This is a genomic window from Ornithinimicrobium sufpigmenti (assembly GCF_004322775.1).
Lineage (GTDB): Bacteria > Actinomycetota > Actinomycetes > Actinomycetales > Dermatophilaceae > Ornithinicoccus > Ornithinicoccus sufpigmenti.
Genome location: NZ_CP036403.1, coordinates 3,669,266 through 3,693,370, shown reverse-complemented (window position 1 = coordinate 3,693,370; position 24,105 = coordinate 3,669,266). Strand labels below are relative to the sequence as shown.

The 24,105-nt window shown below is 68.2% G+C and carries 25 protein-coding genes; 21 read left to right on the top strand and 4 right to left on the bottom strand.

Going from position 1 to position 24,105, the window contains the following annotated elements; translation table 11 throughout:
- The first annotated feature begins 85 nt into the window (after positions 1 to 85).
- From ESZ52_RS17025 to ESZ52_RS17015, 3 genes are all read left to right on the top strand, one after another.
- Complete coding sequence (locus tag ESZ52_RS17025) at positions 86 to 3,280, top strand: DEAD/DEAH box helicase (protein WP_131105967.1); 3,195 nt, start codon at positions 86 to 88, stop codon at positions 3,278 to 3,280.
- Positions 3,273 to 4,082: an SWIM zinc finger family protein gene (locus ESZ52_RS17020; RefSeq protein WP_131105966.1), complete on the top strand. Its 810-nt coding sequence runs from the start codon at positions 3,273 to 3,275 to the stop codon at positions 4,080 to 4,082. Before ESZ52_RS17025 ends, ESZ52_RS17020 begins: the two co-directional genes overlap by 8 nt.
- Positions 4,083 to 4,334: 252 nt before the next feature.
- Positions 4,335 to 4,604 carry a hypothetical protein gene (locus tag ESZ52_RS17015; RefSeq protein WP_131105965.1) on the top strand — a complete coding sequence of 90 codons (270 nt, stop codon included), beginning with the start codon at positions 4,335 to 4,337 and terminating at the stop codon, positions 4,602 to 4,604.
- 252 nt (positions 4,605 to 4,856) lie between these two features.
- On the opposite strand, the gene ESZ52_RS17010 is transcribed toward ESZ52_RS17015, so the two are convergent.
- The gene (locus ESZ52_RS17010; protein WP_131105964.1) at positions 4,857 to 5,036 is read right to left on the bottom strand and encodes a hypothetical protein; all 180 of its coding nucleotides are present in this window, start codon (positions 5,034 to 5,036) and stop codon (positions 4,857 to 4,859) included.
- Positions 5,037 to 5,119: 83 nt separating this feature from the next.
- Between ESZ52_RS17010 and ESZ52_RS17005 the strand changes: the two genes are divergently transcribed.
- Entirely contained in the window at positions 5,120 to 5,548 is a 429-nt protein-coding gene (locus ESZ52_RS17005; RefSeq protein WP_131105963.1) for a type II toxin-antitoxin system VapC family toxin, read from the top strand.
- Between the two features lie 35 nt (positions 5,549 to 5,583).
- Here the strand turns inward: ESZ52_RS17005 and ESZ52_RS17000 are convergent, their stop codons facing one another.
- A complete protein-coding gene (locus ESZ52_RS17000) occupies positions 5,584 to 6,372 on the bottom strand; it encodes an IclR family transcriptional regulator (RefSeq protein ID WP_131105962.1) in 789 nt (262 codons plus the stop codon).
- Positions 6,373 to 6,631: 259 nt separating this feature from the next.
- Here ESZ52_RS17000 and ESZ52_RS16995 point away from each other — a divergent pair, with 259 nt between their 5' ends.
- The 12 genes from ESZ52_RS16995 to ESZ52_RS16935 all read left to right on the top strand — a co-directional run bounded on the left by ESZ52_RS16995 (position 6,632) and on the right by ESZ52_RS16935 (position 16,899).
- Positions 6,632 to 6,826: a ferredoxin gene (locus ESZ52_RS16995; protein ID WP_131105961.1), complete on the top strand. Its 195-nt coding sequence runs from the start codon at positions 6,632 to 6,634 to the stop codon at positions 6,824 to 6,826.
- Positions 6,827 to 6,864: 38 nt separating this feature from the next.
- On the top strand, positions 6,865 to 7,884 hold the full coding sequence (locus ESZ52_RS16990; protein WP_131105960.1) for a dihydrodipicolinate synthase family protein: 1,020 nt from the start codon (positions 6,865 to 6,867) through the stop codon (positions 7,882 to 7,884).
- Complete coding sequence (locus ESZ52_RS16985) at positions 7,884 to 8,876, top strand: ornithine cyclodeaminase (protein WP_131105959.1); 993 nt, start codon at positions 7,884 to 7,886, stop codon at positions 8,874 to 8,876. The genes ESZ52_RS16990 and ESZ52_RS16985 overlap by 1 nt, the downstream gene beginning before the upstream one ends.
- Complete coding sequence (locus tag ESZ52_RS16980) at positions 8,876 to 10,333, top strand: NAD-dependent succinate-semialdehyde dehydrogenase (RefSeq protein WP_238154706.1); 1,458 nt, start codon at positions 8,876 to 8,878, stop codon at positions 10,331 to 10,333. Before ESZ52_RS16985 ends, ESZ52_RS16980 begins: the two co-directional genes overlap by 1 nt.
- Positions 10,334 to 10,342: 9 nt before the next feature.
- Complete coding sequence (locus ESZ52_RS16975) at positions 10,343 to 11,260, top strand: VOC family protein (protein WP_131105957.1); 918 nt, start codon at positions 10,343 to 10,345, stop codon at positions 11,258 to 11,260.
- Positions 11,154 to 12,119, top strand: coding sequence for an SDR family oxidoreductase (locus tag ESZ52_RS16970; RefSeq protein ID WP_337590178.1), 966 nt, complete (start codon positions 11,154 to 11,156; stop codon positions 12,117 to 12,119). Before ESZ52_RS16975 ends, ESZ52_RS16970 begins: the two co-directional genes overlap by 107 nt.
- Before the next feature lie 5 nt (positions 12,120 to 12,124).
- Positions 12,125 to 12,532 carry an aromatic ring-hydroxylating oxygenase subunit alpha gene (locus ESZ52_RS16965; RefSeq protein WP_131105955.1) on the top strand — a complete coding sequence of 136 codons (408 nt, stop codon included), beginning with the start codon at positions 12,125 to 12,127 and terminating at the stop codon, positions 12,530 to 12,532.
- A 1-nt stretch (position 12,533) separates the two neighbouring features.
- A protein-coding gene (locus tag ESZ52_RS16955) for an IS3 family transposase (protein ID WP_420886837.1) occupies positions 12,534 to 13,936 on the top strand; the annotation gives its coding sequence in 2 pieces (ribosomal slippage) (positions 12,534 to 12,867 and positions 12,867 to 13,936; 1,404 coding nt in all).
- Positions 13,937 to 14,053: 117 nt separating this feature from the next.
- Positions 14,054 to 14,917: an SRPBCC family protein gene (locus ESZ52_RS16950; protein WP_202865366.1), complete on the top strand. Its 864-nt coding sequence runs from the start codon at positions 14,054 to 14,056 to the stop codon at positions 14,915 to 14,917.
- Complete coding sequence (locus ESZ52_RS16945; RefSeq protein WP_131105953.1) at positions 14,917 to 15,423, top strand: aromatic-ring-hydroxylating dioxygenase subunit beta; 507 nt, start codon at positions 14,917 to 14,919, stop codon at positions 15,421 to 15,423. Before ESZ52_RS16950 ends, ESZ52_RS16945 begins: the two co-directional genes overlap by 1 nt.
- Positions 15,424 to 15,467: 44 nt before the next feature.
- Positions 15,468 to 15,659 carry a hypothetical protein gene (locus ESZ52_RS16940; RefSeq protein ID WP_131105952.1) on the top strand — a complete coding sequence of 64 codons (192 nt, stop codon included), beginning with the start codon at positions 15,468 to 15,470 and terminating at the stop codon, positions 15,657 to 15,659.
- Positions 15,652 to 16,899 (top strand): NAD(P)/FAD-dependent oxidoreductase, encoded by a 1,248-nt coding sequence (locus ESZ52_RS16935; RefSeq protein WP_131105951.1) that lies wholly within the window; start codon positions 15,652 to 15,654, stop codon positions 16,897 to 16,899. The genes ESZ52_RS16940 and ESZ52_RS16935 overlap by 8 nt, the downstream gene beginning before the upstream one ends.
- Positions 16,900 to 16,902: 3 nt before the next feature.
- Here ESZ52_RS16935 and ESZ52_RS16930 read toward each other — a convergent pair whose 3' ends face one another.
- Positions 16,903 to 17,724, bottom strand: a complete 822-nt coding sequence (locus ESZ52_RS16930) for an IclR family transcriptional regulator (RefSeq protein ID WP_131105950.1) — start codon at positions 17,722 to 17,724, stop codon at positions 16,903 to 16,905.
- Complete coding sequence (locus tag ESZ52_RS16925) at positions 17,721 to 18,716, bottom strand: Gfo/Idh/MocA family oxidoreductase (protein ID WP_131105949.1); 996 nt, start codon at positions 18,714 to 18,716, stop codon at positions 17,721 to 17,723. The genes ESZ52_RS16930 and ESZ52_RS16925 overlap by 4 nt, the downstream gene beginning before the upstream one ends.
- 267 nt (positions 18,717 to 18,983) lie before the next feature.
- Between ESZ52_RS16925 and ESZ52_RS16920 the strand changes: the two genes are divergently transcribed.
- The 5 genes from ESZ52_RS16920 (at position 18,984) to ESZ52_RS16900 (ending at position 24,103) form a co-directional block, all read left to right on the top strand.
- Entirely contained in the window at positions 18,984 to 20,018 is a 1,035-nt protein-coding gene (locus ESZ52_RS16920; RefSeq protein ID WP_131105948.1) for an ABC transporter permease, read from the top strand.
- 135 nt (positions 20,019 to 20,153) lie between these two features.
- Complete coding sequence (locus tag ESZ52_RS16915; RefSeq protein ID WP_202865365.1) at positions 20,154 to 21,275, top strand: sugar ABC transporter substrate-binding protein; 1,122 nt, start codon at positions 20,154 to 20,156, stop codon at positions 21,273 to 21,275.
- Positions 21,276 to 21,396: 121 nt separating this feature from the next.
- On the top strand, positions 21,397 to 22,851 hold the full coding sequence (locus tag ESZ52_RS16910; protein WP_202865364.1) for a sugar ABC transporter ATP-binding protein: 1,455 nt from the start codon (positions 21,397 to 21,399) through the stop codon (positions 22,849 to 22,851).
- Positions 22,848 to 23,378, top strand: coding sequence for a VOC family protein (locus ESZ52_RS16905; protein ID WP_272948389.1), 531 nt, complete (start codon positions 22,848 to 22,850; stop codon positions 23,376 to 23,378). Before ESZ52_RS16910 ends, ESZ52_RS16905 begins: the two co-directional genes overlap by 4 nt.
- Before the next feature lie 5 nt (positions 23,379 to 23,383).
- The gene (locus ESZ52_RS16900) at positions 23,384 to 24,103 is read left to right on the top strand and encodes an SDR family oxidoreductase (RefSeq protein ID WP_131105945.1); all 720 of its coding nucleotides are present in this window, start codon (positions 23,384 to 23,386) and stop codon (positions 24,101 to 24,103) included.
- The last annotated feature ends 2 nt before the right edge of the window (positions 24,104 to 24,105 follow it).

Genomic DNA, 24,105 nt, shown 5'->3' with positions numbered 1-24,105 from the left:
ACCCTGCGGCGCGGACCGCTCGGCGGTGGTCGTGTCGAGAGTCGTATCCTCGGCGACGTCATCTGCGTCTCCCCGAAGGGCTCCCGTGCTGGCCGTCCACGCGTTCTGGTCCGGTGACCGCCTGTGCCTGTGGGGCGAGGACTCCGAGGCGGCGACGACGAGCCCGAGCCAGGCGCTGACGAGGGCCCGCCCGCACCCGTTCGCGGCACAGGTCGAGGTGCTGCGGGAGGTGCTGGGGCTGGGCGCGGGCGAGGGTGCCGTCGGTGCTGCGGACCTGCAGCTGCCGTCGCGGCGGCGATCGCCGCTCGACTCCCCGGAGCTGGTCCGGCTGTCCCCACGGCGCGTCAGCCAGGAGGAGCCGCGCCTGCTCACCTGGACCGTGCCCGTGCTCCGGCTGGACGCGGCGGCCGCGCTGGCCTGGCTCGGTGGGGACGCCGACAGCGGTGCGGACGGCGGTGCGGACGGCGACGCACGGACGGGAGCGTCGGTGGGCTGGCTGCGCGACCTCGCCCGGTTCGCCCTGGAGCTGGTCGAGCGCGGGCGGGTGCTGCCGACCGTTTCCCGGGACGCCGAGGGGTGCCCGCTCGCAGCCTGGCGCCCGGCCCTGCAGGGTCCGGACGTGCTGGCGCTGCAGAGGGTGGTCGCGGCGACGCCGCCGGTCTGCCGCGCCGAGCCCGGTATGCCGTCCGCCCGCACCCTCGTGGAGCGCGCCCTCCAGCTCCTCGTCGACGCCGCCGCGCGCGAGCGGCTGCCCGAGGCCGGGATGCTGCTGCCCTCGCGCCGTGGCCGCAGGCCACGGGTGGAGCCGGCCGCCGACGCCTGGCTGGCCGCGCTGACCGGGCCCGACGGCCGGTTCGTGGCCAACGTCGACCTGCTCGACGAGCTTGAGGAGACGCTGGCGCCCTGGGACGAGGTCGGCACCGGAACGCTCGGCCCCGCCCGCGCGACGTTCCGGCTCAGCGAGGCCGCGGCATACCGGGAGCAGCCGGGACCGGCGCCAGACGGGCCAGGCGCGATGCCGGGCGAGCCCACCCCTGACGAGCCGGCCTGGCGGGTGGAGTTCCTCCTGCAGTCCACCGAGGACCCCAGCCTGCTCATCCCGGCCAGCCAGGTGTGGGACGACGCCGGGGCGCTGCGCCGCTGGGTCGACCGGCCGCAGGAGCTGCTGCTCACCGAGCTGGGGCGCGCCAGCCGCGTCTGGCCCGGGCTCGCCGCCGGTCTGCGGCAGGCCCGGCCGGAGTACCTCGAGCTCGACACCGCCGGGGCACACGTCTTCCTCGCCGAGGCCGCGGCGGCGCTGGAGGAGGCCGGCTTCGGCGTCCTCGTGCCCGACTGGTGGAGGCGTCGCCGTCGGCTCGGGCTGAAGCTCCGCGCCTCCGGCACGAAGGCCGACCCGGGGGAGCGGGGGCTCTTCGGTCGCGACCAGCTGGTCGACTTCAGCTGGGACCTGGCGGTCGACGACGACACCCTCACCGAGGAGGAGATCGAGGCCCTCACCGCCAGCAAGGCACCGCTCGTGCGGCTGCGCGGGCAGTGGGTCGCGGTCGACCAGGAGCAGCTGCGGCTCGGGCTCGACTTCCTCGCCGAGGAGGCCCAGGGCCGGATGAGCGCCGCAGAGCTGCTCGCCCTCGCCTCCGCCCACCCCGACGACCACGACACCCCGCTCGAGGTGGTCGGCGTGGAGGCCGACGGCTGGCTGGGTGCCCTCCTCGACGACGACTCCGGCCTGCAGCTGGAGCCGGTCACACCGCCGGGCACGCTGCGCGCCGACCTGAGGCCGTACCAGCAGCGCGGCTTGTCCTGGCTGCGCTTCCTCTCGCGGGCAGGTCTGGGCGCCTGCCTCGCCGACGACATGGGCCTGGGCAAGACGCTGCAGCTGCTCTCGCTGGAGGTCACCGAACGGGCTCTCTCCGACCGAGCGCACGGTTCTCCCACGGGCGGGGATGCGCCCGTCGAGGGGTCCCCTGGCGAGTACCCCGACGCCGGCCCCGGACCTGGTCTGCCGCCGACCCTGCTGCTCTGCCCGATGTCACTGGTGAGCAACTGGCAGGCGGAGGCGGCGAAGTTCGCGCCCCACCTGCGGGTCTACGCCCACCACGGGCAGGGCCGGCTGCGCGGCCAGGATCTGATAGACCGGCTGGCGCAGACCGACCTGGTGGTGACGACATACTCGACCGCCACCCGTGATCTGGACGAGCTCGGGGAGGTGCCGTGGCGGCGGGTCGTGCTCGACGAGGCCCAGGCGATCAAGAACCGGCACTCGCGCACGGCGAAGGCGGTCGGGCGGCTGCACGCCGAGCACCGGGTCGCGCTCACCGGCACGCCGGTGGAGAACCGGTTGGGCGAGCTGTGGTCGATCATGCACTTCCTCAACCCCGGGCTGCTCGGGACGCCGGAGACCTTCCGCAAGCGGTACGCCATACCCGTCGAGCGGCACGCCGACCCCGACGCAGCCGCCCGCCTGCGCAAGGTGACCCGCCCCTACCTGCTGCGCCGCGTCAAGACCGACCCGAACGTCATCGACGACCTGCCCGAGAAGATCGAGACCACCCAGCACTACCGGCTCACGCCGGAGCAGGCTGCGCTCTACCAGTCGGTGGTCGACGACATGATGGAGGTCATCGAGGAGTCCGACGGGATCGAGCGGCGCGGCAACGTGCTGGCGGCGATGACCAAGCTCAAGCAGGTGTGCAACCACCCGGCGCAGCTGCTGCACGAGCGCGGGCCGCTGGGGCGGCGCTCGGGCAAGGTGCTGCGGCTGGAGGAGATCCTGGAGGAGGTGCTCGCCGAGGGGGACAGGGTGCTGCTGTTCACGCAGTATGCCGAGTTCGGACAGATGGTCGTGCCGCACCTGGCCGCGCGGTTCGGCACCGACGTGCTGTGGCTGCACGGCGGCACCTCGCGGGCGGCGCGGGAGGCGATGGTCGAGCGGTTCCAGGCGGGGGACGGGCCGCCGCTGTTCGTGCTCTCGCTCAAGGCCGGCGGGACGGGGCTGAACCTCACCGCCGCCAACCACGTCGTGCACCTGGACCGGTGGTGGAACCCGGCGGTGGAGAACCAGGCCACCGACCGGGCCTTCCGGATCGGGCAGAGGCGCAACGTGCAGGTGCACAAGTTCCTCGGGACGGGGACGCTGGAGGAGAAGATCGACGCCATGCTGCGTGACAAGTCGGCGCTGGCTGATCTCGTGGTGCGCGACGGTGAGAGCTGGCTGACCGAGCTGTCGACCACGGAGCTGCGCTCGCTGTTCACGCTGTCGGAGGGGGCCGTCGGTGAGTGACCGGTTCTGGCCCGCCGCGCGGCCGCGGGCGGTGGAGGGCGGGCTGCGGGCTCGGAGCGCCCGGGGGGCGATCGCGCAGACCTGGTGGGGGCAGCGGTTCATCGCCGTGCTGGAGGGGGTGCCCGGGCTCGGCGGCCGGCTGGGTCGGGGCCGGACGTATGCCCGCAAGGGGCAGGTGATCTCGTTGGAGGTCGGCGTCGGTGTGGTGGAGGCGTCGGTGCAGGGGAGCCGGGTGGCGCCTTATCGGGTGTCGGTGAGGACGGCGGCGTTTGGTCCTTCGGAGTGGGAGGCGGTGGAGCGGGAGCTGCGGGCCGACGCGTGGTACCTCGCGCGGCTGCTGGCGGGGGAGATGCCGGAGGACGTCGAGGAGGTCTTTGCGCGGGCGGGGCTGAGCCTGTTTCCGTCGTCGGCCGCCGACCTGGCGATGGACTGCAGCTGCCCGGACTGGAGCGTCCCGTGCAAGCACCTGGCGGCCACGTTCTACCTGCTCGCCGAGTCCTTCGACGAGGACCCCTTCCGGATCCTGGCGTGGCGGGGCCGGACCCGGGAGGAGCTGCTGGCGAGCCTGGACTCTGGCTCCGGCTCTGGTGCTGGTGGCGATGATGCTGATGAGCCTGGTGACGTGCCGCTGGAGGACCTGCTCGGGTCGTTCTTCGCGCTGCAGGGCGAGCTGCCCGGGTCCGCGCCGCCCGCCGTGGCGCGGCTCATCGACCAGGTGCCCGACGTGGGCGTGGTGGTGCGCGGCCGGCCGCTGGTCGAGGTGCTGAGTCCTGGGTATGACGGGCTGGGGGGCCCAGAGTGAGCATGCTGGAGGCCGGGCTGCTCGTGGTTGCCGTCCTCGGCGCGGCCTGGGGCGCGGGCCTGGTGCACGAGGGTGGGCACTACCTCTTCGGCCGCCTGCTCGGGGTGCCGGCCGACTCGATCCGGGTCCGGCTCGAGCGGCCGCCGCACGTGGCGCTGCGCGAGGGCCAGCGCTGGCTCTCCCCGGACGACCCGGGGTATGCCGCCACCTTCGCCCGGCACCGGTCCTCCGCCCTTGCGGCCTGGTTTGTTCGTGGCCGGCGGGTTCCTCGTGGAGAGGGTCGTCGTGCTGCTCCTGGCCTGGCTGTCCGCCGGCGTGGGCACCCTGTCCTTGGTGCGGGTCGGGGCCAGCACCGCGGTGCTCCTGCTCTACCTGGTCTCCGACGTCGCGCTGTCGCTCCGCCGGGGCCGGTCCTACGGAGACGTCACCGCGATGTGGCGGATCGCGCCGGTGGTGAGCGTGGCTGCCGTTGTGGTGGTGCTGTCCCTCCGTGCCGGCGCCGTGTGGCTCCTCGCCAGGTAAGGGCGGTGCCCCGCCGACCTGTCGGTCGATGGGGCGCACCGCGGTGTGTGGTGACTGGACGCGTCGACTGAGCATGGCCGAGCTCGAGGAGCGCCTAGAGAAGTACGACGGACGAGTTCCCATAAAGTCGCGCGGAACGCTGGACTACGGCCTTGGCCTCCTGGGCCAGGGCGTCCGGGATATCGATCGTCGTCTTCATGCGGGGTACCGTAAGCCTTCTCCCGCAATCCCGTACTCCACCGGCCGGCAGCGTCAGACCACCCCGTCGATCCGGAGCAGGTCGACCTCGTCATCGCTGAGTCCGAGCTCGGTCAACACCTCCGCGGTGGTGCTCGCCGAGGGGCGCGGCCGGTAGGTCTTGCCGTGAGGCGGGTGGCAGGCCTGCGGTCCGAGGTCGAGCGGCGTGGTAGCGCCGTCAAGGTCGACTTCCACTTCCCCACGGTGACGGGGGATGGGCTCGTCGCCAATCTGGCTCCCGAGGACGCGGTGACCCGGTCCTACGGGATCTCCTCGTAATCACGGTCGACACGGACATCCTGGTCTACGTGCACCGCGACGACAGTCCTCATCATGCGCCGGCGGCCGAGGTGTTACGCAGCCTGGCCGCCGGCCGCGGCACCTGGGCGATTCCCTGGCCGTGCCTGCACAAGTTCCTGGCTGTAGCCACCCACCCGCGGATCTACCGGCCGCCGAACAGGTCTGCCGTTGCGGTCAGGGCTGTCGAGTCCCTGCTCGCGCTCCCGACCCTCGGGCTCCTGTCGGAGACGACCGACCACGGGGCGATCCTGGGCAGGCTTCTGCAGACGGCCGGAGTCGGGCTCAAGGTGCACGACGCCCGGATCGCCGCGATCTGTCTCGGTCATGGGGTCGATGCTCTCTGGTCGGCAGACCGTGACTTCTCCTGGTTTCCCGAGCTTCGGGTCCGGAACCCGTTGGCTGGCTGACCTGCCCAGCACGTGCCGTATGGCGCGACCGAGGCTCAGACGCCCGTCTGCGAGAAGCAGTAGTCGGCCGTCACGGCAGCGCTGGCGCTGCGTAGCCGTTTCACAAGGCCGGATACGCGATTGGCCGGGAGCCGCACGGAGGGCGCTGCGACGGAGAGCGCGGCGATCATGTTGCGCTCGGCGTCGAAGATCGGCACCGCGACGGCATGCACGCCAGCCTCGCGGTCACCCATGTTAACGGCGTAGCCGCGCGATCGGATGAGGGCCAACTCACGGTTGAGCTCGGCCAGGCCGCGGGCCGTCGAACGGTTGGCCCACTCCTCACTGGTCGAAAGGATTTCGGCAAGTTGGTGCGGTGAGAACGGGCTGAGCAGCGCCTTGCCTGCGGCCGAGACGATGGCGGGGGCCCGCTGGCCGGTGATGCGGTGGACCTTCAGCTCATGGCGGGCCTCAACGACCGAGTCGATGCACAGCACGTCGGCACCGACGAGGATCTGGAGGTTGACGGCCTCATTGACGTCCCTGCATAGCCGCTCCAGGTGAGGCCGCGCAATGTGCTCGAGGGTGTTCTGATCGCTGAAGTGGCGCGCGAGACCCAGCAACTGCGGGCCGGCGACGTAGTGGCGCGAGTCTGTCTTCTGCCTCAGGAATCCCTCCTCGCGCAGACACGTGAGGAGGCGGTGGGCTGTCGAACCGGCCACCCCGAGCTCGCGGGCCACATCGACGACGCGGACAGAGTCCGCGGCCTGCAGCATGAGGAGCAGCCGCAGGGCCCGGCTGACGGATGTCAGTGACTGGCCGGGTAGACCTGACTCCGCGGTCACTGGCTCCGCCTATCCCGTTGGGCACCTTGCCTGGGGCGGAACCCTACCGCCGGCATATTCCTCATACCGGAATAGTGCCCTGTACGCGTCAGACTGACAACCCCTTAGAACACGCCGACGCGCCTGACGCCGCCTGAACCCTCAGTGGGTGGCCAAGAGAATTCCGCAGAGAGGAAAGAAAATCGAGATCGTTCCATCCGCTGGAGCATCGACCTAGCGTGACGGCGTACGTAACCACGGCAAAGAGGGCGTGATCCGGATGAAGGTCGAGATCGTGAAGTCAAAGTGCCAGGCCTATGGCAACTGCGCGGACGAGGCACCAGAGCTGTTCGTCCTGGATGCCGGCGGCTACGCCGAGGTCGTCGGAGACGGGACCGTTCCCGCGGACCAGGTCAACGAGGCCCGCAGCGCGGTGAAGAGCTGCCCCGCGCGAGCACTCCTAGAGATCAACTGAAGTTCACGCAGCATCCCCCTAACGGAAAGACACCACAGATGGCGAAGTTTGCAGCCGGCGAAGCACGCGCTTGGGCGATGGAGAACCTACGAGGCGTGAACGGTTGTGTCATGCCCTCGTTCACCCTGGACCAGTCCACGCTGAACGAGGAGGCGATCCGGCACGACATCCGGCGCGAGCGGGAACTGGGCTTCACCGGGTTCCTCATCGTGGCCGAGTGCGGGACGACCCCCGAGGAGTTCGAGCGTTTCGTCGAGATCTCCGTGGACGAGGCGGGCGATGACATGGTCACGATCGTCCAGGCGTCGGCAGGCACGCTGGCCGACAACGTCGCGGTCACCCAGATGGCTGCCAGCAAGGGCGTCGACCTGGTGATGCCCTCCTACCCGATCACGTTCTACCCCCAGGACGCTGCCGAGGTGATCGACTACACGCGAGCCATCGCCGACGCCAGCGACATGGGGCTGATCGTCTTCGCGATGAACCTGTGGAACTTCACGCGGCTGCACCCGTCCGGGTTCGCCCCCGACTGGCTGGAGGAGATCGTCGACACGGTCCCCAACGTTGTGGCGATCAAGAATGAGATCGGCAACTTCGGCGTCGCTGGCCTGGCCGAGGTCTTCTGGCGCCTGCGCGACCGCGTCCTGGTGGGTGATCCCCTAGAGGTGAACGCTCCCGCGTGGATCCAGGCCTACGGGATGCCGTGGATGGGCACCTCGAACTACGAGTACTTCGGCGATGCCATCCCGCGCATCCACCGGATGGCCCATGACGAGGCCACCCGGGCGGAGGCCATGGAGTTGTACTGGCGGATCGACCCCGCCCGGTCGGCGACCAGCTCCCTGATGGCCGAGGCGAACGGTGGCACGTCCTTCGTGCACCGGCTGCTGTGGAAATACCAGGGCTGGCTCCAGGGCTTCAACGGAGGCCCCGTCCGCAGCCCGCACGCCCGCCTGCACGACCGGCAGATGGTCCAGCTGCGGAACGCGGCCGTGGCCTCCGGGCTCGACGTGACCGACGAGCCGGATGCCAGCTTCTTCACGGGACGGATCCGTTGATGATCACCGCCACCGACATCCAGCCGCTCCACATCTCCTCCGAGGACATCGCGCAGCACGTTTCCTGGCCGTTGGCGATCAAGGCAGCCCGGGTCGCTGCGCTCGCCGCGATTGAGCCCGACGTCGAACTGCGCCGCGCCACGCTTCCGATCCCTGGTGGCTGGATGCGGCTCATGGCTGCCTCCGTGCCTTCCGCCGGGGTCTTCGGCTACAAGGAGTTCCACCTCACCGCCGACAAGTCGGTGCGCTACTGCATCAAGCTCTTCGACGTCGGCACGGGACGCCCCCTCGGCATCATCGACGCCGCACTGGTCACCACCTTGCGGACCGCCGCCACGGCTGCGGTGGCGGTCGAGCAGATCATCGGGACCAGGGCCCCCGTACGGCTCGCCGTCGTCGGCTCAGGTGCAGAGGCTCTGGCCGGCCTTGAGGCGCTCCACGAGGTGCTGTCGCTCGAGTCGGTCACGGTGACGAGCCGCAGTGCGGAGAACCGCGCGGCATTCGTCGCCAGTGCCCGGGAGCGGACGGGTCTCGACGTGGTCGCCCACGCTTCCCTCGCGGGCGCGGTGCAGTCCGCGGACCTCGTGTACTCGGCTACCAACTCCGGCGGTCGCATCGTGATCGACGAGGCCGACGTCGCTTCGGTCCCCGTGATCGCGTCCATCGGCTCCACGTTGCCGAACCAGCGCGAGCTGGGCGGGAGGGTCCTGACCACGGCTGACCGGATCGTGGTCGACACCGACGAGGTCTTCGACGAGTCCGGGGACGCGCTGGAGGCGATCGCGCTTGGGCTAGACCGCAACCGCGGCGAGATGCTCGGCCACGCACTGTTCGGGACCACAACCCCGGACCGCGGCATCCGCACCGTGTACAAGTCCATCGGATCGCCCCTGCAGGATCTCATCCTGGGCGCGGCGATCATCGAAGCCGCCGAGCAGAACGATTTCGGTCGGCGGATCGACCCGCTCTCGGCAGTGAAGGTGAATCTGTGATGTTCCAGATGGCAACCGCCACATCGACCCCGACCCACCACTCGATCATCGGCGGAGCCCACGTCGAGGGAGAGGGCGGCACCCGCGCGGTGATCGACCCCAGCCGTGAGGTTCCGATCGCCGAGGTCAGCCTCGCCTCGATCGACCAGTGCCGGGCCAGCGTCGACACGGCAGCCCGGGCACAGAGCGACTGGGCAGCGCTGCCGTCTCGGGCCCGCTCGGAGATCCTTTCCCGCGCCTACAACCTGATGGTCCGTGACCAGGAAAAGCTCGCCGAGCTCATCAGCATGGAAAACGGCAAGGCACTCTCCGACGCTCGCGGCGAGGCCGCATACGCGGCTGAGTTCTTCCGCTGGTTCGCCGAGGAGGCCGTGCGGGTGCGGGGCGACCTGCGCCCCTCACCCTCGGGCCATAACTGGATCGCGGTCTCCCACGAGCCGATCGGTGTCGCGCTGCTCATCACGCCGTGGAACTTCCCCGCAGCGATGGCGACGCGCAAGATCGCGCCAGCTCTCGCGGCCGGGTGCTCGGTCATCCTCAAGCCCGCGACCGAGACGCCCCTGGCCGCGCTGTTCGTCGCCGAGCTGCTCGCGGAGGCAGGCGTCCCGGACGGGGTGGTCAACGTCATCGTGACCTCTCCCGCAGGGCCTGCGGTCGCTGCCATGCTGGCCGACAGGCGGGTGCGGGCCGTGTCCTTCACCGGGTCGACCGAGGTCGGCATGGTCCTGCTCCGCGAGGCGGCCGGGAATGTCGCCAAGCCCTCCATGGAGCTCGGTGGGAACGCCCCGTTCATCGTCCTCGACGACGCCGACCTGGACGAGGCCGTGGAGGGGTTCATGCTGGCCAAGTTCCGCAACGGGGGGTCCGCCTGCACGGCGGCCAACCGCATCTTCGTCCAGAGCGGCGTCGCCGACGAGTTCGTCGAGCGCATCACCCGCCGTGTTGAGCAACTGAAGGTCGGCCCCGGGCTGAAGGACGGCACCGATATCGGGGCGATGGTCTCCCGGACCGAGCGCGATCGCGTCGCCGAGCTGGTCGACCAGGCTGTGGCAGAAGGCGCCACGATTCGCACCGGCGGAACCATCCCCGACGGCGAAGGCTTCTTCTATACGCCCACCGTGCTCGAGAACGTCCGGCCCGACAGCACCATCGCCCAGACCGAGATCTTCGGACCGGTCGCCCCCATCATCCGTTTCGACAACGTCGATGAGGCGTTGGCCTGGGCCAACAACACCGACGCCGGACTCGTTGCCTACGTCTACACCCAAGGCCTCACGTCCGGGCTGGTGGTCTCCCGTCGGCTGGAGGCCGGGATGGTGGGTCTAAACCGCGGCCTGGTTTCGGATCCGGGCGCACCCTTCGGCGGATCGAAGCACAGCGGTCTGGGACGCGAAGGATCGCACGACGGAATTCTGGAATTCATGGAGACGAAGTACCTCGCTACGCCCTACGTCTGAGGAGGATGTATGACTATCACGCACGTTCGCAGTGTCGGAATCGCAGTGCCGGAGCTCAACGCCGCTCGGGAGTTCTACTCACGCCACTGGGCGCTGGAAGAGCTTGACAGTGACGATGACCGTCTCTACCTAGGTGCAGGCTCACCGGAAAACTATGTTCTGCGGCTGCGCCGCGCCGAGCACTCCAGCATCGACTTTGTCAGCCTCGCGGTGGAAACCGCGGGGGAGGTCGACGCCTATGCTCAGCGGGTCTCCGCGCACCCACTGGCGACCATGGTGCAGGAGCCCGCTCCACGTCAGGACCGTGGCGGCGGCTATGGCTTCCAGTTCTTCGACTGCGACGGTCGCCTGGTTGAGATCTCAGCCGACCTGGAGCTTCGACCGTTCTACGAGGTCGAGCCCGGCGAGCGCCGCCCGAAAAAGATTAGCCATGTGGTCTTCAACACCCCGGACCTGACCAAGACGCACACCTTCTACCAAGAGGCTCTGGGCTTCAAGATCTCGGACTGGGTGGAGAACTTCTTCTGCTTTATGCGCTCCAGCTCAATCCACCACATCGTGGCGTTTGCGCGGTCGGAGAACACCTCCCTGAACCACATCTCATTCGAGGTGCGCGGCCTCGATGAGTTCATGCGCGCCACGGGGTCCATGATGCGACTCGGGCACAAGGTGCTCTGGGGACCGGGTCGCCATGGCGCGGGGGACAACACCTTCTCCTACTTCCAGGATCCCCAAACCGGTTACGTCATGGAGTACACCACCGCGCTCGCCGAGATCGACGAGTCCCACGGCTGGACTCCCCGGGTCTACTCGACCAGCGATGAGGACACCGACCAGTGGGGCACGTCCAACGCCTTCGACGAGGTCATCCTCAAGGAGATGCACGGGCCGACCGACCCGGGCCTGTGGACACGGGCTCCGTTCTGAGGCGCGAGGCACTTCGATGAAGCGTACTGATCGAGCTCTCAACTCTTCCGGTCGTGGCGTGCTGGTCACCGGCGGGTGCTCGGGCATTGGGGCCGCCGTGGCCCGGGCCCACGCCCGCCTCGGTGACCACGTCGTCGTCCTCGACCGGGACCCGCCGCAGGGTTCCTTGCCTGCGGACGTCATCTGGGTCGGCGGCGATGTCACCACGTTCGAGGACAACGCACGTGCGGTCCAGGCCGTGCTCGACATCGCGGGTCGGCTCGATCACTTCGTCGGCAACGCCGGCATCCACGACGGAGGGATCTCCTTCCGTGACACCTCCGGTGCCGAGATCGCCGAGATCGCTCATGCTGTGCTCGGGGTGAACGTCATCGGGTATCTGTTGGGTGCCCGTGCCGCCGTCGGGGCTCTCCAGGAGAGCTCCGGGTGCATGACGTTCACCCTGTCCGACGCCTCATACGTCGTGTCCGGTAACGGCTCCGGAGCCATCTACTCAGCGTCGAAGCATGGTGCGCTGGGTGTGGTGCGCCACCTGGCGGCCGAGCTGGCTCCACGCGTGCGGGTTAACGCCGTAGCCCCGGGCGGCGTCGTCACCCGACTGCGAGCCACCGTGCCGGACGGCTCCAGCCGCGAGATCTTCGACGACCCCAATGACATCGAACGCGTCATCGCTGACTTCAACCCGCTCGGCGTCGTCATGACTGCCGACGAACTCGCCGACCTGTACCTCTTCCTGAGCTCGCCTCAGGCGCGGGGTATGACGGGCGAGGTACTGAGGCCCGACGGTGGGCTCTCAGTCCGGACGACGACGACGTCGTCCTCACACGAAGCACACAGGAATGAAGGGATCCCATCGTGACCACGGTGCCTGACTCAGTGAACATCCCACGCTCGTATTACCGGGACGAGGACGCGCTCCACCAGGAGTACAACAAGATCTTCGGCCAGAACTGGCTCTTCGTCGGTCACGAGACCGAGATCCCGGCGGCCGGTGACTACGTCACCCGCCGGATGGGCGCCAACCCGGTCATCATGTCCCGCACGGAGGACGGCGACGTGCACGTCATGCTCAACTCGTGCACCCACCGTGGCACCGAGCTGTGCAAGCTCTCCTACGGCAACACCACAACCTTCAGGTGCGGCTACCACGGGTGGGTTTTCAGCCCCGACGGCCAGCTCCGAGGCGTGCCCGGACCCTGTGCGTCAGGATGGGGTGAGACACCAGCACTGTTGACCTTCGCACTGCACGGGGCGAGATCGGATCAATACTGAGATGACGATGACGACTGCTGATGTCGGCACCGATGATGGGGTCATGTCCCCTCGTGCTGACCAGCCGAAGCGGCGGAGGTTCACCGCCGAGTTCAAGGCCGCGATCCTTGCCGAGTACGACGCCGCGGAACGTGGTGAGCGGGGCGCGATCTTGCGCCGGGAAGGGTTGTACAGCTCGCACATCATCGAGTGGCGCAAGGCAGCGCAGGCCGGTGCGCAGGCCGGGTTGGGTGGCAAGCGACGAGACCGCCAGGAACGGGAGCTGCAGGCGCTGCGGGCACGGGCGGAGAAGGCCGAGGCCGAGCTCGCCCGCACGAAAGCTGCCCTGGATCTGGTGGGAAAAGCACACGCGCTCTTGGAGACGCTCTCCGAGAGCGCGGACAAGCCGCCGCGGTCGCGGCGGTGATCGACCCGGCCGTCGACGACCTGGCTGAGCAGGTCGGCACCGCAGCTGCGTGCGCCCTGCTGGGCCGCTCCCGCGCGGGTCACTACCGGGCCAAGAACCCGCCCCGGCCACGCCCGACGACACCGCGCCCGGCCCCGGCGAACAAGCTCACCGAGGCTGAACGGGCGCACGTGCTGGCGGTGCTGACCAGCCAGGAGTTCGCGGACAAGTCGGTCGCCCAGGCCTGGGCCACGCTGCTGGACGAGGGCACCTACCTGTGCTCGCAGTCCACGATGCACCGCATCCTGCGCGAGCACGACATGGCCGGCGAACGACGCCGGCAGGCCACCCACCCAGCCAGGACCAGGCCCGAGCTGGTGGCAACCGGCCCTGGACAGGTTTGGAGCTGGGACATCACGAAGCTGCGAGGACCGGAGCGGGGCGTGTACTACGACCTGTACGTCGTGCTCGACATCTTCTCCCGGTTCGTCGTGGCCTGGACCATCGCGGCCCGCGAGGACGCCGACATCGCCAAGAACATGCTCGAGCAGGCCATGGGCGTGCACGGTGTCCCGGACGCGGTGCACGCCGACCGGGGCACCTCGATGACCTCCAAACCGGTCGCGCAGCTGCTGGTGGACCTGGGCGTGGCCCGGTCCCACTCCCGCCCGCACGTCTCGAACGACAACCCGTACAGCGAGGCCGCGTTCAAGACGTTGAAGTACGCCCCGGTCTTCCCCGAACGTTTCGGGTCCCTGGCCGACGCCGGCGCGTTCGCCGAGCAGTTCTTCGCCTACTACAACCACGAGCACCGCCACTCCGGCATCGGGCTGCACACTCCCGCCAGCGTCCACTACGGCACCGTCGGTCAGGTCCGCGCCCAACGCCAGTCCACCCTGGACGCTGCCTACGCCGCCCACCCCGAGCGGTTCGGCCACCGCCGACCCCAGGCGCCCAAGCTGCCCCAGGCCGCGTGGATCAACCAGCCCTCACAGGAGTCCCTCATACAGACCGCCTGACGGAAACTGTCTCACCCGACTTGACACCTTCCGGGACGGCGAGCGCTCTACGGCCCGGAGTTTGACCCTAAGAAGCTGGGGCTGCGCCAGGCGCGCGTGGAGGTTGCTTACGGATTGGTGTTCGCCACGTGGAACCCGGACGCTCCGCCGCTCATGGACTTTCTCGGTGACTACGCCTGGTACCTCAAGGCCTTCTTCGAGCTGTTCCCCGGAGGGATGGAGGTCTACGGCGGCGCCCACCAGGTCGACATCCGGGGCAACTGGAAGATCCACGCCGAGAACTTCTCCGGTGACGGATATCACCTGCAGAACGCTCACCGCACGATGTTCGACCTCGGGGTCATGGGGGAGCAGGCCGGCGCGGTGGAAGGCTTCGTGGTGAACGTCCCGACCGGGCACTCGATCCGCGCCCAGTACGTCGTCGACGAGGGCACTCCGCACATCCCGTTCGGGTATGAGGAGGCGCTCCTGGCGGAAGCCGGCCGGACCCTGGAGCAGGAGCAGGTCAAGTTCCGTCAGCGGACGTCCGTGATCCACGGTCTTGTCTATCCCAACCTGCTGCTCATCACCACGGCCCCCCTGTACTTCGGCGAGGACGCCAAGGGGTCGACCGCCTTCACCCAGCTGCGTTCGGTCACCCCGATCGACGCGCACCACCACCGGGTGACGTACTGGTCGTTGGTGCCCAAGGACGCCAGCGACGAGTGGAAGGCCAAGTCCTATCTGTACAGCACGCGGCAGCACGGTGCGGCCTCCTACTTCGAGGCTGACGACCTGGAGAACTTCCGCCGCATCGACGCTGCGCTCGGGGACCAGGTGGCCGGCACCGACCCGTTCAACTACGAGCTCGGCGAGGGTGTGGCCACCGCTACGGTGCCGCCGTGGAAGGGCCCCGGCAACGTGGTCCACCAGGACCTGACCGAGGCCAACCAGCGCAACATGGTCCGGCGCTACCTGCAGCAGATGGGAACGGAGGCGTGATGAAGGACGAAGACATCCGGATCCAGTACGAGATCGAGCAGTTCCTCTACCAGGAGTCGCACCTGCTCGACAGCAACCGTCAGGGCGAGTGGCTTGACCTGCTGCATGACGAGTTCGTCTACCGCCTGCCGGTGCCGGTGGCCCGCGAAGAGCCCAGCCAGCCGCAGCATGACCCGGTCCTTGAGTACGCCAACGAGTCGAAGAGCTTTCTCTCGATGCGGTTCCATCGCATTGACTCCGACTTCGCCTGGGCGGAGCGGCCCTCCGCATACGTGCGGCACTTCGTCAGCAACGTCCAGGTGGAGACCGAGGTGGAGGGCCGGGCGTGGACGGTTTCATCCAACGTTCTGGTGAGCCGGTCCCGGCTGCCTGATCCTCCGTCGGTAGCCTCCGCGCGCCGGGTCGACCGCATCGTGCGGCAGGGTGAACGGTTGCTCCTGCGGGAACGGGTCGTCTACCTCGATACCGAGGTGCCGACCGACTCTCAGCTCGGGTCGATCTTCTGATGGAGGACTCGGAGCGGTGGCGTATCCACAACGAGTTCGCCTCAGTGACGCTGACCAAGGTGCGGCACGGCCGGGGCGTGCGGCTGCAGATCAGCGCCGGGCGCGTCGAAGCGGTCGGCAGCATCGACGCGACGGTGCTCGAAGCGCTCACCATGCTGACCGAGGACCAGCTCGCCCAGGTCGTCGCCTTCGCGACTGACCCGGGCAACGCCCTGGACGGAGAACACGATGCCTGAGTGCGTGGTCATCGTCGGGTCCTCGGTCGCAGGGGTCCGGTGCGCCCAGGCGCTCCGGTCCGCCGGCTATGACGGCCAGCTTGTCCTGGTCGGGGCCGAGGCGCAGTTCCCGTACGACAAGCCGCCACTGTCGAAGCAGCTCCTGACAGGGGCGTGGTCGGCCGAGGAGATTCGTCTGGCCGAGCCGGCGGAGCTGGAGGACGCGGGGATCGAGCTACGCCTGGGCGTTGCCGCTCGTGGTGTGGACGTGACCCAGCGTCAAATCGAGCTGGGCGACGGGTCGCGCCTGGGTTATGACCGGTTGGTCATCGCCACCGGTGTGCGACCACGCCCCCTGCCATGGCGGGCCGATCCAGCCGTCGTGCGGACAATCCGCACGCAGGATGACGCGTTGAGCCTGCGCAAGCGGTTGCTCGCCTCTGAAGATCCCCTTGTGGTCATCGGAGGAGGTTTCATCGGTGCCGAGGTTGCGGCGTCGGCCACGGAGCTGGGCCGTCGGTGCACCATCGTTGAGGCTCTCCCGGCGCCGTTCTCCCGGGTTCTCGGCCCGACCGCGGGCTCGTTGATCGCTCGGCTGCATGCCGAGAACGGCGTCGAGGTCATCGCCGGGGCCGCCGTGGTGGGCATCAAGCACGTCGGTGCCGCCAGTGTGGTCCAGCTCGCCGACGGGCGCTCGCTCGCAGCGGGCACGGTGGTGGCCGGGATCGGCTGCGTGCCCAACACCGAGTGGCTCGAGTCCTCGGGCATCATGCTCGATGACGGGGTGGTCACCGATGAGTTCTGCCGTGCGAGAGGCGTGCAGGATGTCTATGCCATCGGTGACGTCGCCCGGTGGTTTGACGCACGCGACGGTGTCCACCGACGTAGTGAGCATTGGACGCATGCCTTCCAGCAGGCGCAGTTGGCGGCCCACAACATACTGAACCCCCAGGACCTGCAGGCGAACACCAAGGCGCCGTACTTCTGGTCCGACCAGCACGGAATGAAGATCCAAATGGTGGGTCACTGCGCGGCGGACGACGACATGGAGGTGCTGCGCCGTCAGACCCCCGGTGGCGAACGCGACGTCGTGCTCTATTCACGCGGCGGTCGGCACACGGCGTGCGCTGTCTTCGGATGGCCCCAGCTGGTGCCGAAGCTGCGCCGTGCCTGGGAGGCGGATCTTCCCGTGCATGAGGTGGTTGACCTGATCGACGCCGCAGCTGTGAGTGCGCCTATCCCTGCGGTCAGTGAGGTATGAGGCTCATGCCGGGGGCTTGCTGCTGAACTGGGCGTAGTTGAGGCAACCCAGGGCTTCAGAGATGTTGCGTGCAGTGTCGGTGAGGTAGTCGAGCTGCTCGGAAAATACATCTGCGTCCTTCAGCAGAGGGATCGGTAGGACGGCCGTCAACGCGGCGATCACCTCACCGTCCCGTGCTCTGATGGGGACCGAGATCGACCCGTTCTCGTGCTGCAGCTCGCCCAGTGAAGCTGCGTACCCCACGTCTTTGATCTCGCGGAGCCTGGCGGCCAGCTTACTGGGGTCGGTCACCGTACGCTGGCTGTACGCCACGAGCGGCCGCTGCAGATAGGCCTCGATGACGTCGGCGCCGGCGAAGGCGAGGAGGAGGTGTCCGAAGGAGGCAACGTGGAGGGGGAGGCGGTATTGCTCCCGGATCCGCGTCACCGGCGAGGCCTGCGGATTCTGCTCGGCGAACAGGGTGACTGCTTCGGCGTCGTGCCTCTCAGTGACCTTCACGAGCCCGGGTATGCGCACGATGGCGTGATCCAGATGGCCGAGCCCGACACGCATGACCGCGTGATCCCGCAGGTAGGTGGTGGCCAAGCTCCACAGTGTCGGTCCGATGGAGTACTCACCCGTGTCGAGGTCGCGCTGCAGCACCCCCTCCTGGGCCAGCACGCGAATCGAGCGGTAGATGGTCGCCCAGGGCTGGCCAAGCTCACGGGACAACTCGGCAGGTCGCATCGGGCGGTCGGCAAGGACGCGCAGGATCTCGGTGCTACGGGACAGCGATTTCACCTGCTGACGCCGCGCGGGGGTCACCTGGGCGGCATCACCAGTCATGTTCTCGTCTTTCCCTTGCTCTGCTGACGTGGGGATATGTCCTCCACGGCAACTACGGTACCCGTCAGCAGAGCGGTGCGAGCGGCCTCGACGAGCTGGTGGGTTCGAACGGCCTCGTCGAGGTCACTTGGGTTCTTACCCGTGCCTTGAGCCAGGTCGAGGAACGCCGTCATCTCCAGCTCATAGGCCGTCGCGAAGCGATCGCGGAAGTCGGTGATCTTGCTGGGGCCGACCTGGGTGGGCATCTCCGTGGCCGGCCGGCGGCTCCCCATCACCTGAACGCCGCCAGTGTTTTCGACCTCGACGGTCAGGTCGAATCCCGCCGAGGAGCGGTACGCGCCCCAGATGGTGGCGAGCCCACCATCGTTGAGCTGCAGCGTGAGCGATGCGGTCATCGGCTCGGATGCTGGGGCCTCAGGGGACAGCGCAAGCGCAGAGACGTGGCTGACCTCTGCTCCGGTCAGCCACCGGAGCATGTCGAGCTCGTGGATCAGCTTGTCCAGGATGAGGCCGCCGGCGCCGGCCAGGTACTCCTGGGAGGGAGCGAACTCGGTGGTGCTGTGCACGCGGACCTGGTGCGGCCCGTCGGTCGTCGACAGACCTGCGGCCAGAGTTCGGAGCGCCGGGTCGAACCGGTAGTGGAAACCCACCTGCACGTCTGTCTGAGACTGGGCTGCCGTGACGGCCAAGTCCGCGATCTCAACGAGCTCGGTCGATACGGGCTTTTCGCAGAACGTAGGGACGCCGCGCGCGATCGCCCGATCGAGGATGTCAGCGTGTGTCTCCGTCGGTGAGGCGACCACCAGCGCGTCAACACTACAGAGCAGGTCGTCGAAGGAGGTGACGACGCGGGCTCCGTGCTCCTCCGCCACGGACTCGGCCCGGGCCCGGTGCGCATCATGCACCAGCACCTCTGAAACTCCGGAGCTTCCGCACAGATTCTTGAGGTGGACCTCGCCAACCCGGCCCACCCCGGTGAGTCCTACGCGCATACGTCACACATCCCATCGCCGTATAGAGGAAGGCATCGTCGCATCCTCTTTGCGAACACCGTAGCCGCTCTATGAATAAGTGTCGAGGGTGCGATGGCTCCACGCTGCTGATCACCCCCGCAGCATGCGGTGGCAAGAAGGATGTGGCGAAGCTCTTGACGGAAGCCAAGAATTCGAGCATCGTATCCACATAGTCAACAGGGTGTTCACATAGCGAGCATCCACGCGATGCCACGGAAGCAACGAAGCTCATCCAAGGAGGCCGTCATGACGACGGAGACCGCCGTACAGGCAGAACCAGCAGAACGAGACGAGGTGCGCCCCCGGCCCTTAGCCGTCCAGCGCTCGCGGAATGTTCTGCAGCGTCTTGGTCGTTCCGTGGTCGACCGCTACGCCCTCCTGGCCGCGATGGTCGTGCTGATCGGCATCTTCTCTGCGCTGCGGCCGGACGTGTTCCTCACCGCGGCAAACTTCACCTCGATGCTTGGCATCCAAGCGCCGCTCGCAGTCCTCGCCCTCGGTGTGACAGTGGTCCTGCTCGTCGGAGAGTTCGACCTGTCCGCGGCGTCGGTGATGGGCATGTCGGCCGCGGTGATGGCCTACCTCACCACGGTCCACGAATGGCCCGTCCTCGTGGCACTGGCCGTCGTCCTCGTGAGTGCGCTGGCCATCGGCCTCACCTCTGCGTTCTTTGTGGTGAAGGTGGGCATCCACTCCTTCATCGTCACCCTCGGCATGGGCACCCTGGTGACGGGGGCGGCTCTGGGGGTGGCTGGCTCCACCACGATCGGTGGCGTGCCGGACTCCCTCACGAGCGTCTTCCGCACACGCGTCCTGGGGGTCGATGCGGCCTTCTTCATCATGCTGGCGATCGCTGTCATCGGGTGGATCGTGCTGCAGAAGACGCCCGTCGGGCGGAACACCTACTTCGTCGGCCAGGCTCCTACGGCCGCGGCGCTCGCTGGCATCAAGGTCCCGAGCCTGCGGGTCGGCGCGCTCGTCACCTCGAGCCTGTTGGCGGCCCTTGCCGGCGTGATGATGCTCGGGCAGGTCGGTGCGGCTAGCCCGGGGATCGCCAGCCCGTACCTGCTACCGGCCTACGCCGCGGGCTTCCTCGGCGCGACCGCCTTCACCCCGGGTCGGTTCAACGTCTGGGGCACCGTCTTCGCCGTCTACCTCTTGGCTATCGGGACGGTCGGCTTCCAGCTCCTCGGCTTCTCTAACTGGGTGACGAGCGTGTTCAACGGCTCCGTGCTCATCCTCGCTGTCACCTTCTCGACGATCTTCGCCAAGCGTCGCTGACTCCTGCTTGCCCCCCACACCACATCATCTGGAGACCTGACCATGAACCGCACATTCCCTACCCCAGCAGTGCCAGACCCCGCTCTGAACAGTGGAGGCGGTCCCCGGCGGCGCGCAGTGTCGTTGGCGGCAGCGGTGTCGATCACCAGCCTGCTGATTGCCTCCTGCACCCAAGAGGCTGCGCCCCAGGAGGCCGCGGGATCAGGTGATCACTCCGAGCTGGTCGCCGACATGCAGGCGTTGATCGATGAGTCCTCGAGCCAGCCGGAGTTCACCGACCCAGGGCCGGCCTTGGACGCGAGCGAGCTCGAGGGCGCGACGATTGCCGTCGTCGCGATCGACATGAACGTCCCGGCTATCGCTGAGGTCACCGCGAGCGTCCAGGAGGTCGCCGAGCAGATAGGCCTGCAGACCACCACCTTCGACGGCGAAGGCAACCCGAGCATGGTCAACCAGGGACTCAGCCAGGCCATCAACAACGAGGTCGACGCCATCCTGAGCGTGGGCCTCGTCGTCGACCTGATCTCCGGTCAGATCGGCGAGGCGAAGGACGCCGGCATTCCGATGGTGGACGTGATCAACAGCCCGCCGGTGCCCGATGTTGACGGGCAGGGGTCCGATCCCCAGATGTTCGCCAACGTCGCGCCGGACAGCGAGCACGTCGGCCGGCTCCTGGGGGCGACAGCCATCGTCGAGACGGAGGGAGAGGCCAATGTGATCATCATGAACACCTCCGAGCTGACGGTCGCTCCCGCGATCGTCGGTGGCATCACGGAAGTGCTCGATCAGTGCGAAGCGTGTGAATACACCACGACGGACACCGAGCTGGTGAACTGGTCCACCGAGCTGCAGGGTCAGGCGGGATCGGCCGTCAGGAGCGATCCGGACGTCAACTTCGTGCTGCCCATCTACGACGCGATGACGATATTCGCCTCCAGCGGCATCCGGCAGTCGGGCGTCCGGGATGTTCAGATGGCCTCGTTCAACGGCACCGCCCCCGCCCTCGATCTCGTGCTGGAAGGCGACATCGCGGTGGCGAACATCGCTCAGAACAACGACTGGGCCGCGTGGGCGGCCGTGGACCAGGCCATGCGAGGAATGCTCGGTATGGAGCCCGCACACCCCGTCCTGCCGACGCGCTACCTCACCACCGCCGACCTGGAGGCGGGGAGCACAGCGAGCCAGGAGGTCGCGAACGAGGCCAACTTCGGCACCGGGTACCGCGAGGGCTACCTCGAACTGTGGGGTGTGAAGTGATGAGCGGGAGGAACCGGTCGTGAGCACAGCAACCACACTCCCCGTGGGGCGGGGCCGCCAGACCACTCTGGCGGTCCGAGGTGTTAGCAAGCGTTACGGCGCGACTCACGCCCTGCGTGAGGTGTCGTTCGAGGTGCGCAGAGGGGAGGTGCATGCGCTACTGGGCCACAACGGTTCCGGCAAGTCCACGCTTGTAAAGATCATCAGCGGCTACCAGCGGGCGGACTCCGGGAGAGTCGACGCGGCGTCTGGGCAGGAGGCCCATCCCCGCATCGGGATCGTCCACCAGGATCTTGGCCTGTGCTTGCCCGCCACCGTCGTGGAGAACTGCGGCATGGGCAGTTTCCGACGCCGGCTCGGCATGATCGACTGGGGACAAGAGCGCGCTGCAACGGCCAGGGTCCTTGAACAGCTCGGCGCCGACATCGGCCTGGACGACATCGTGGCTGACCTTCCCCCGGCTGATCGGGCGATCACGGCGATCGCCCGGGCCCTGAAGGCCACTGGCGGGGTGGACGAGGTGGACCTGCTCATCCTCGACGAGGCCACGGCAGCGCTGCGCGGCCCCGACGCTGAGAAGGTTCTGTCCGCAGCACGCTCGGTGACAGCACATGGCGGCGCCGTACTGCTCGTGACCCACCACATGTCCGAGGTCACCCAGGTGGCCGACCGGGCGACCGTTCTGGTGAGCGGCCAGGTCGTCGACACCGTCGATGTCGCGGGGACCACCGAGGAGAAACTGCTCACCATCATCGGTGGCGGCCGCAAGCCGACCGCGCTGGAGCGCCGCGATGACGGCGGCGCGGCAGCCTCCGCGCGCGAGGTTCTCACCGTTAAGGGCTTGACGGGTGGCGCAGCCTTCGACATGTCCTTCGCTGTCCGTGCGGGCGAGATCGTCGGCCTGACCGGAGCCGCCGGAGCCGGACAGGATGACGTGCCTTACCTGCTGTGCGGCGCGACACCTCATACCGGCGGTCAGGTGTGGCTGGAGTCCCAGCCCTACACCGGGCGCGGTGCCAGGGAAGCTCAGCGAAGCGGTCTCGGGATCCTGCCCTCGGACCGACTGCGCAAGGGCATGGCGCTGAGCGCTACGGTGCGGGAGAACCTCTCTCCGACCAGCCGGCGGCAGCACCTTCGCGGCGGACTGCTGCGGGAAGGCAGTGAGAAGGCCTGGGCGCGTGAGGTCTGCGCCGAGTACAACGTGCTCCCTGCCGACCCGGAACTGCCCATGGCGGCCCTCAGCGGCGGGAACCAGCAGAAGGTCATCTTCGCCAGGGTGCTCGAGCACCAACCCAAGGTCCTCGTCCTTCACGACCCCACCCAAGGGGTGGATGCGAACACCCGTCGCGCACTGATGAACCGGGTCAGGACCCTGGTGGACCAGGGCCTGGCGGTGCTGTATGTCTCTTCCGACACCGAGGAGGTGGCGGAGTGCGCTGATCGGGTCCTGGTGATGCGCCGCGGCAGCCTGGTCGCCGAGGTGCCGGGTGGTGTCAACCACCTGGACGAGGTGCACGCAGCGGCGTACTCCGCTGGCACCGGCTCGACGGATCGTGCGGACGGGGCGAGCTCGTGATCAGCCGGGGAATCGATCACATCGGGTTAACCGTGCCCGACATGGAGCAGGCGGTGCAGTTCTTCACAGGTCTGCTCGGCTTCGAGGACTTCTACGCCCACGGGCCCTACGAGGACCTCGACGGTGACAGCCAGACGGTCTACTTCGACCGTCACCCGCGGGCGCGCACGGTGCAGATTCGCATGCTGCGTACCCGCAACCTCAACCTGGAGCTGCTGCAGTTCGAGTCGCCTGATCAGGTGCGGCGCATGCCGAAGACCAGCGACTGGGGAAGCGCACACATCGCGCTGTATGTCGAGGACATGGCGAAGGCGGTGGCCTACCTACGCGCCCAGGACGTAGAAGTATTGGGCGGCTCGCTCCCGCTGCCCGGGCCGGAAACCGGGACCAACGCGGAGTTCTGCTTCTTCCTCACGCCGTGGGGTCAACCCCTGGAGTTGATCAGCTACCCCCACGGCAAGGCCTACGAGAGGGACACCTCGCGCCGGCTCTACTCACCGGTCGATCCGACAACGGAGTGGGAGTGAGCAGCATGAGTGCAAGCAGCCGAGGCCTCGCCGTCGTCACAGGCGCGAGCGCCGGGGTGGGCGCGGCGGTGGCCACACGCCTTCATGCTTCGGGACATCCGCTCCTGTTGCTGTCGCGCCGCAAGGAACCGATGGCCGCGCTTGGTCTGGAGAGGGCGGAGCTCGCGGCCGTGGACATCAAGGACACAGACGCGGTCTCTAGTGCCCTCGAGGCGGCTACGGCGCGCTTCGGCCCGGTGGAGACGCTGGTGCACAACGCGGGGGTGATGTCACTGGGCGGCATCGTTGATCAACCCTTGGACGAGTGGCGCTCCACCATAGAGGTAAACCTGCTCGCGGTCGTCGGTTTGACGAGACTCGTGCTGCCGTCCATGTACCAGCGGCAGCGGGGGACCATCCTGGTGATCTCCTCGCTCGGGGCACGTCAGGTCTTCGAGAATCACGCGGCCTACTGCGCGAGCAAGGCCGCAGTCCACTCGCTGTGTGCGGCGCTGCGGCTCGAAGCCGCCCCGCAGGGGGTGCGCGTGGTGGAGGTGGCGCCAGGGATGATCCGGACCAACCTGGTGGACTCGACGAGCTCTGATCAACTGCGCAGTGAGTACCTGGCCAGACGCGCGCACGTGCTCGAACCCGAGGACGTCGCGGACGTCGTCGGGTGGGCCGCGGAACTGCCGGCGCACGTCAGCGTTCGAGAACTGCACGTCGCCCATACCCACCAGCAGTGAAG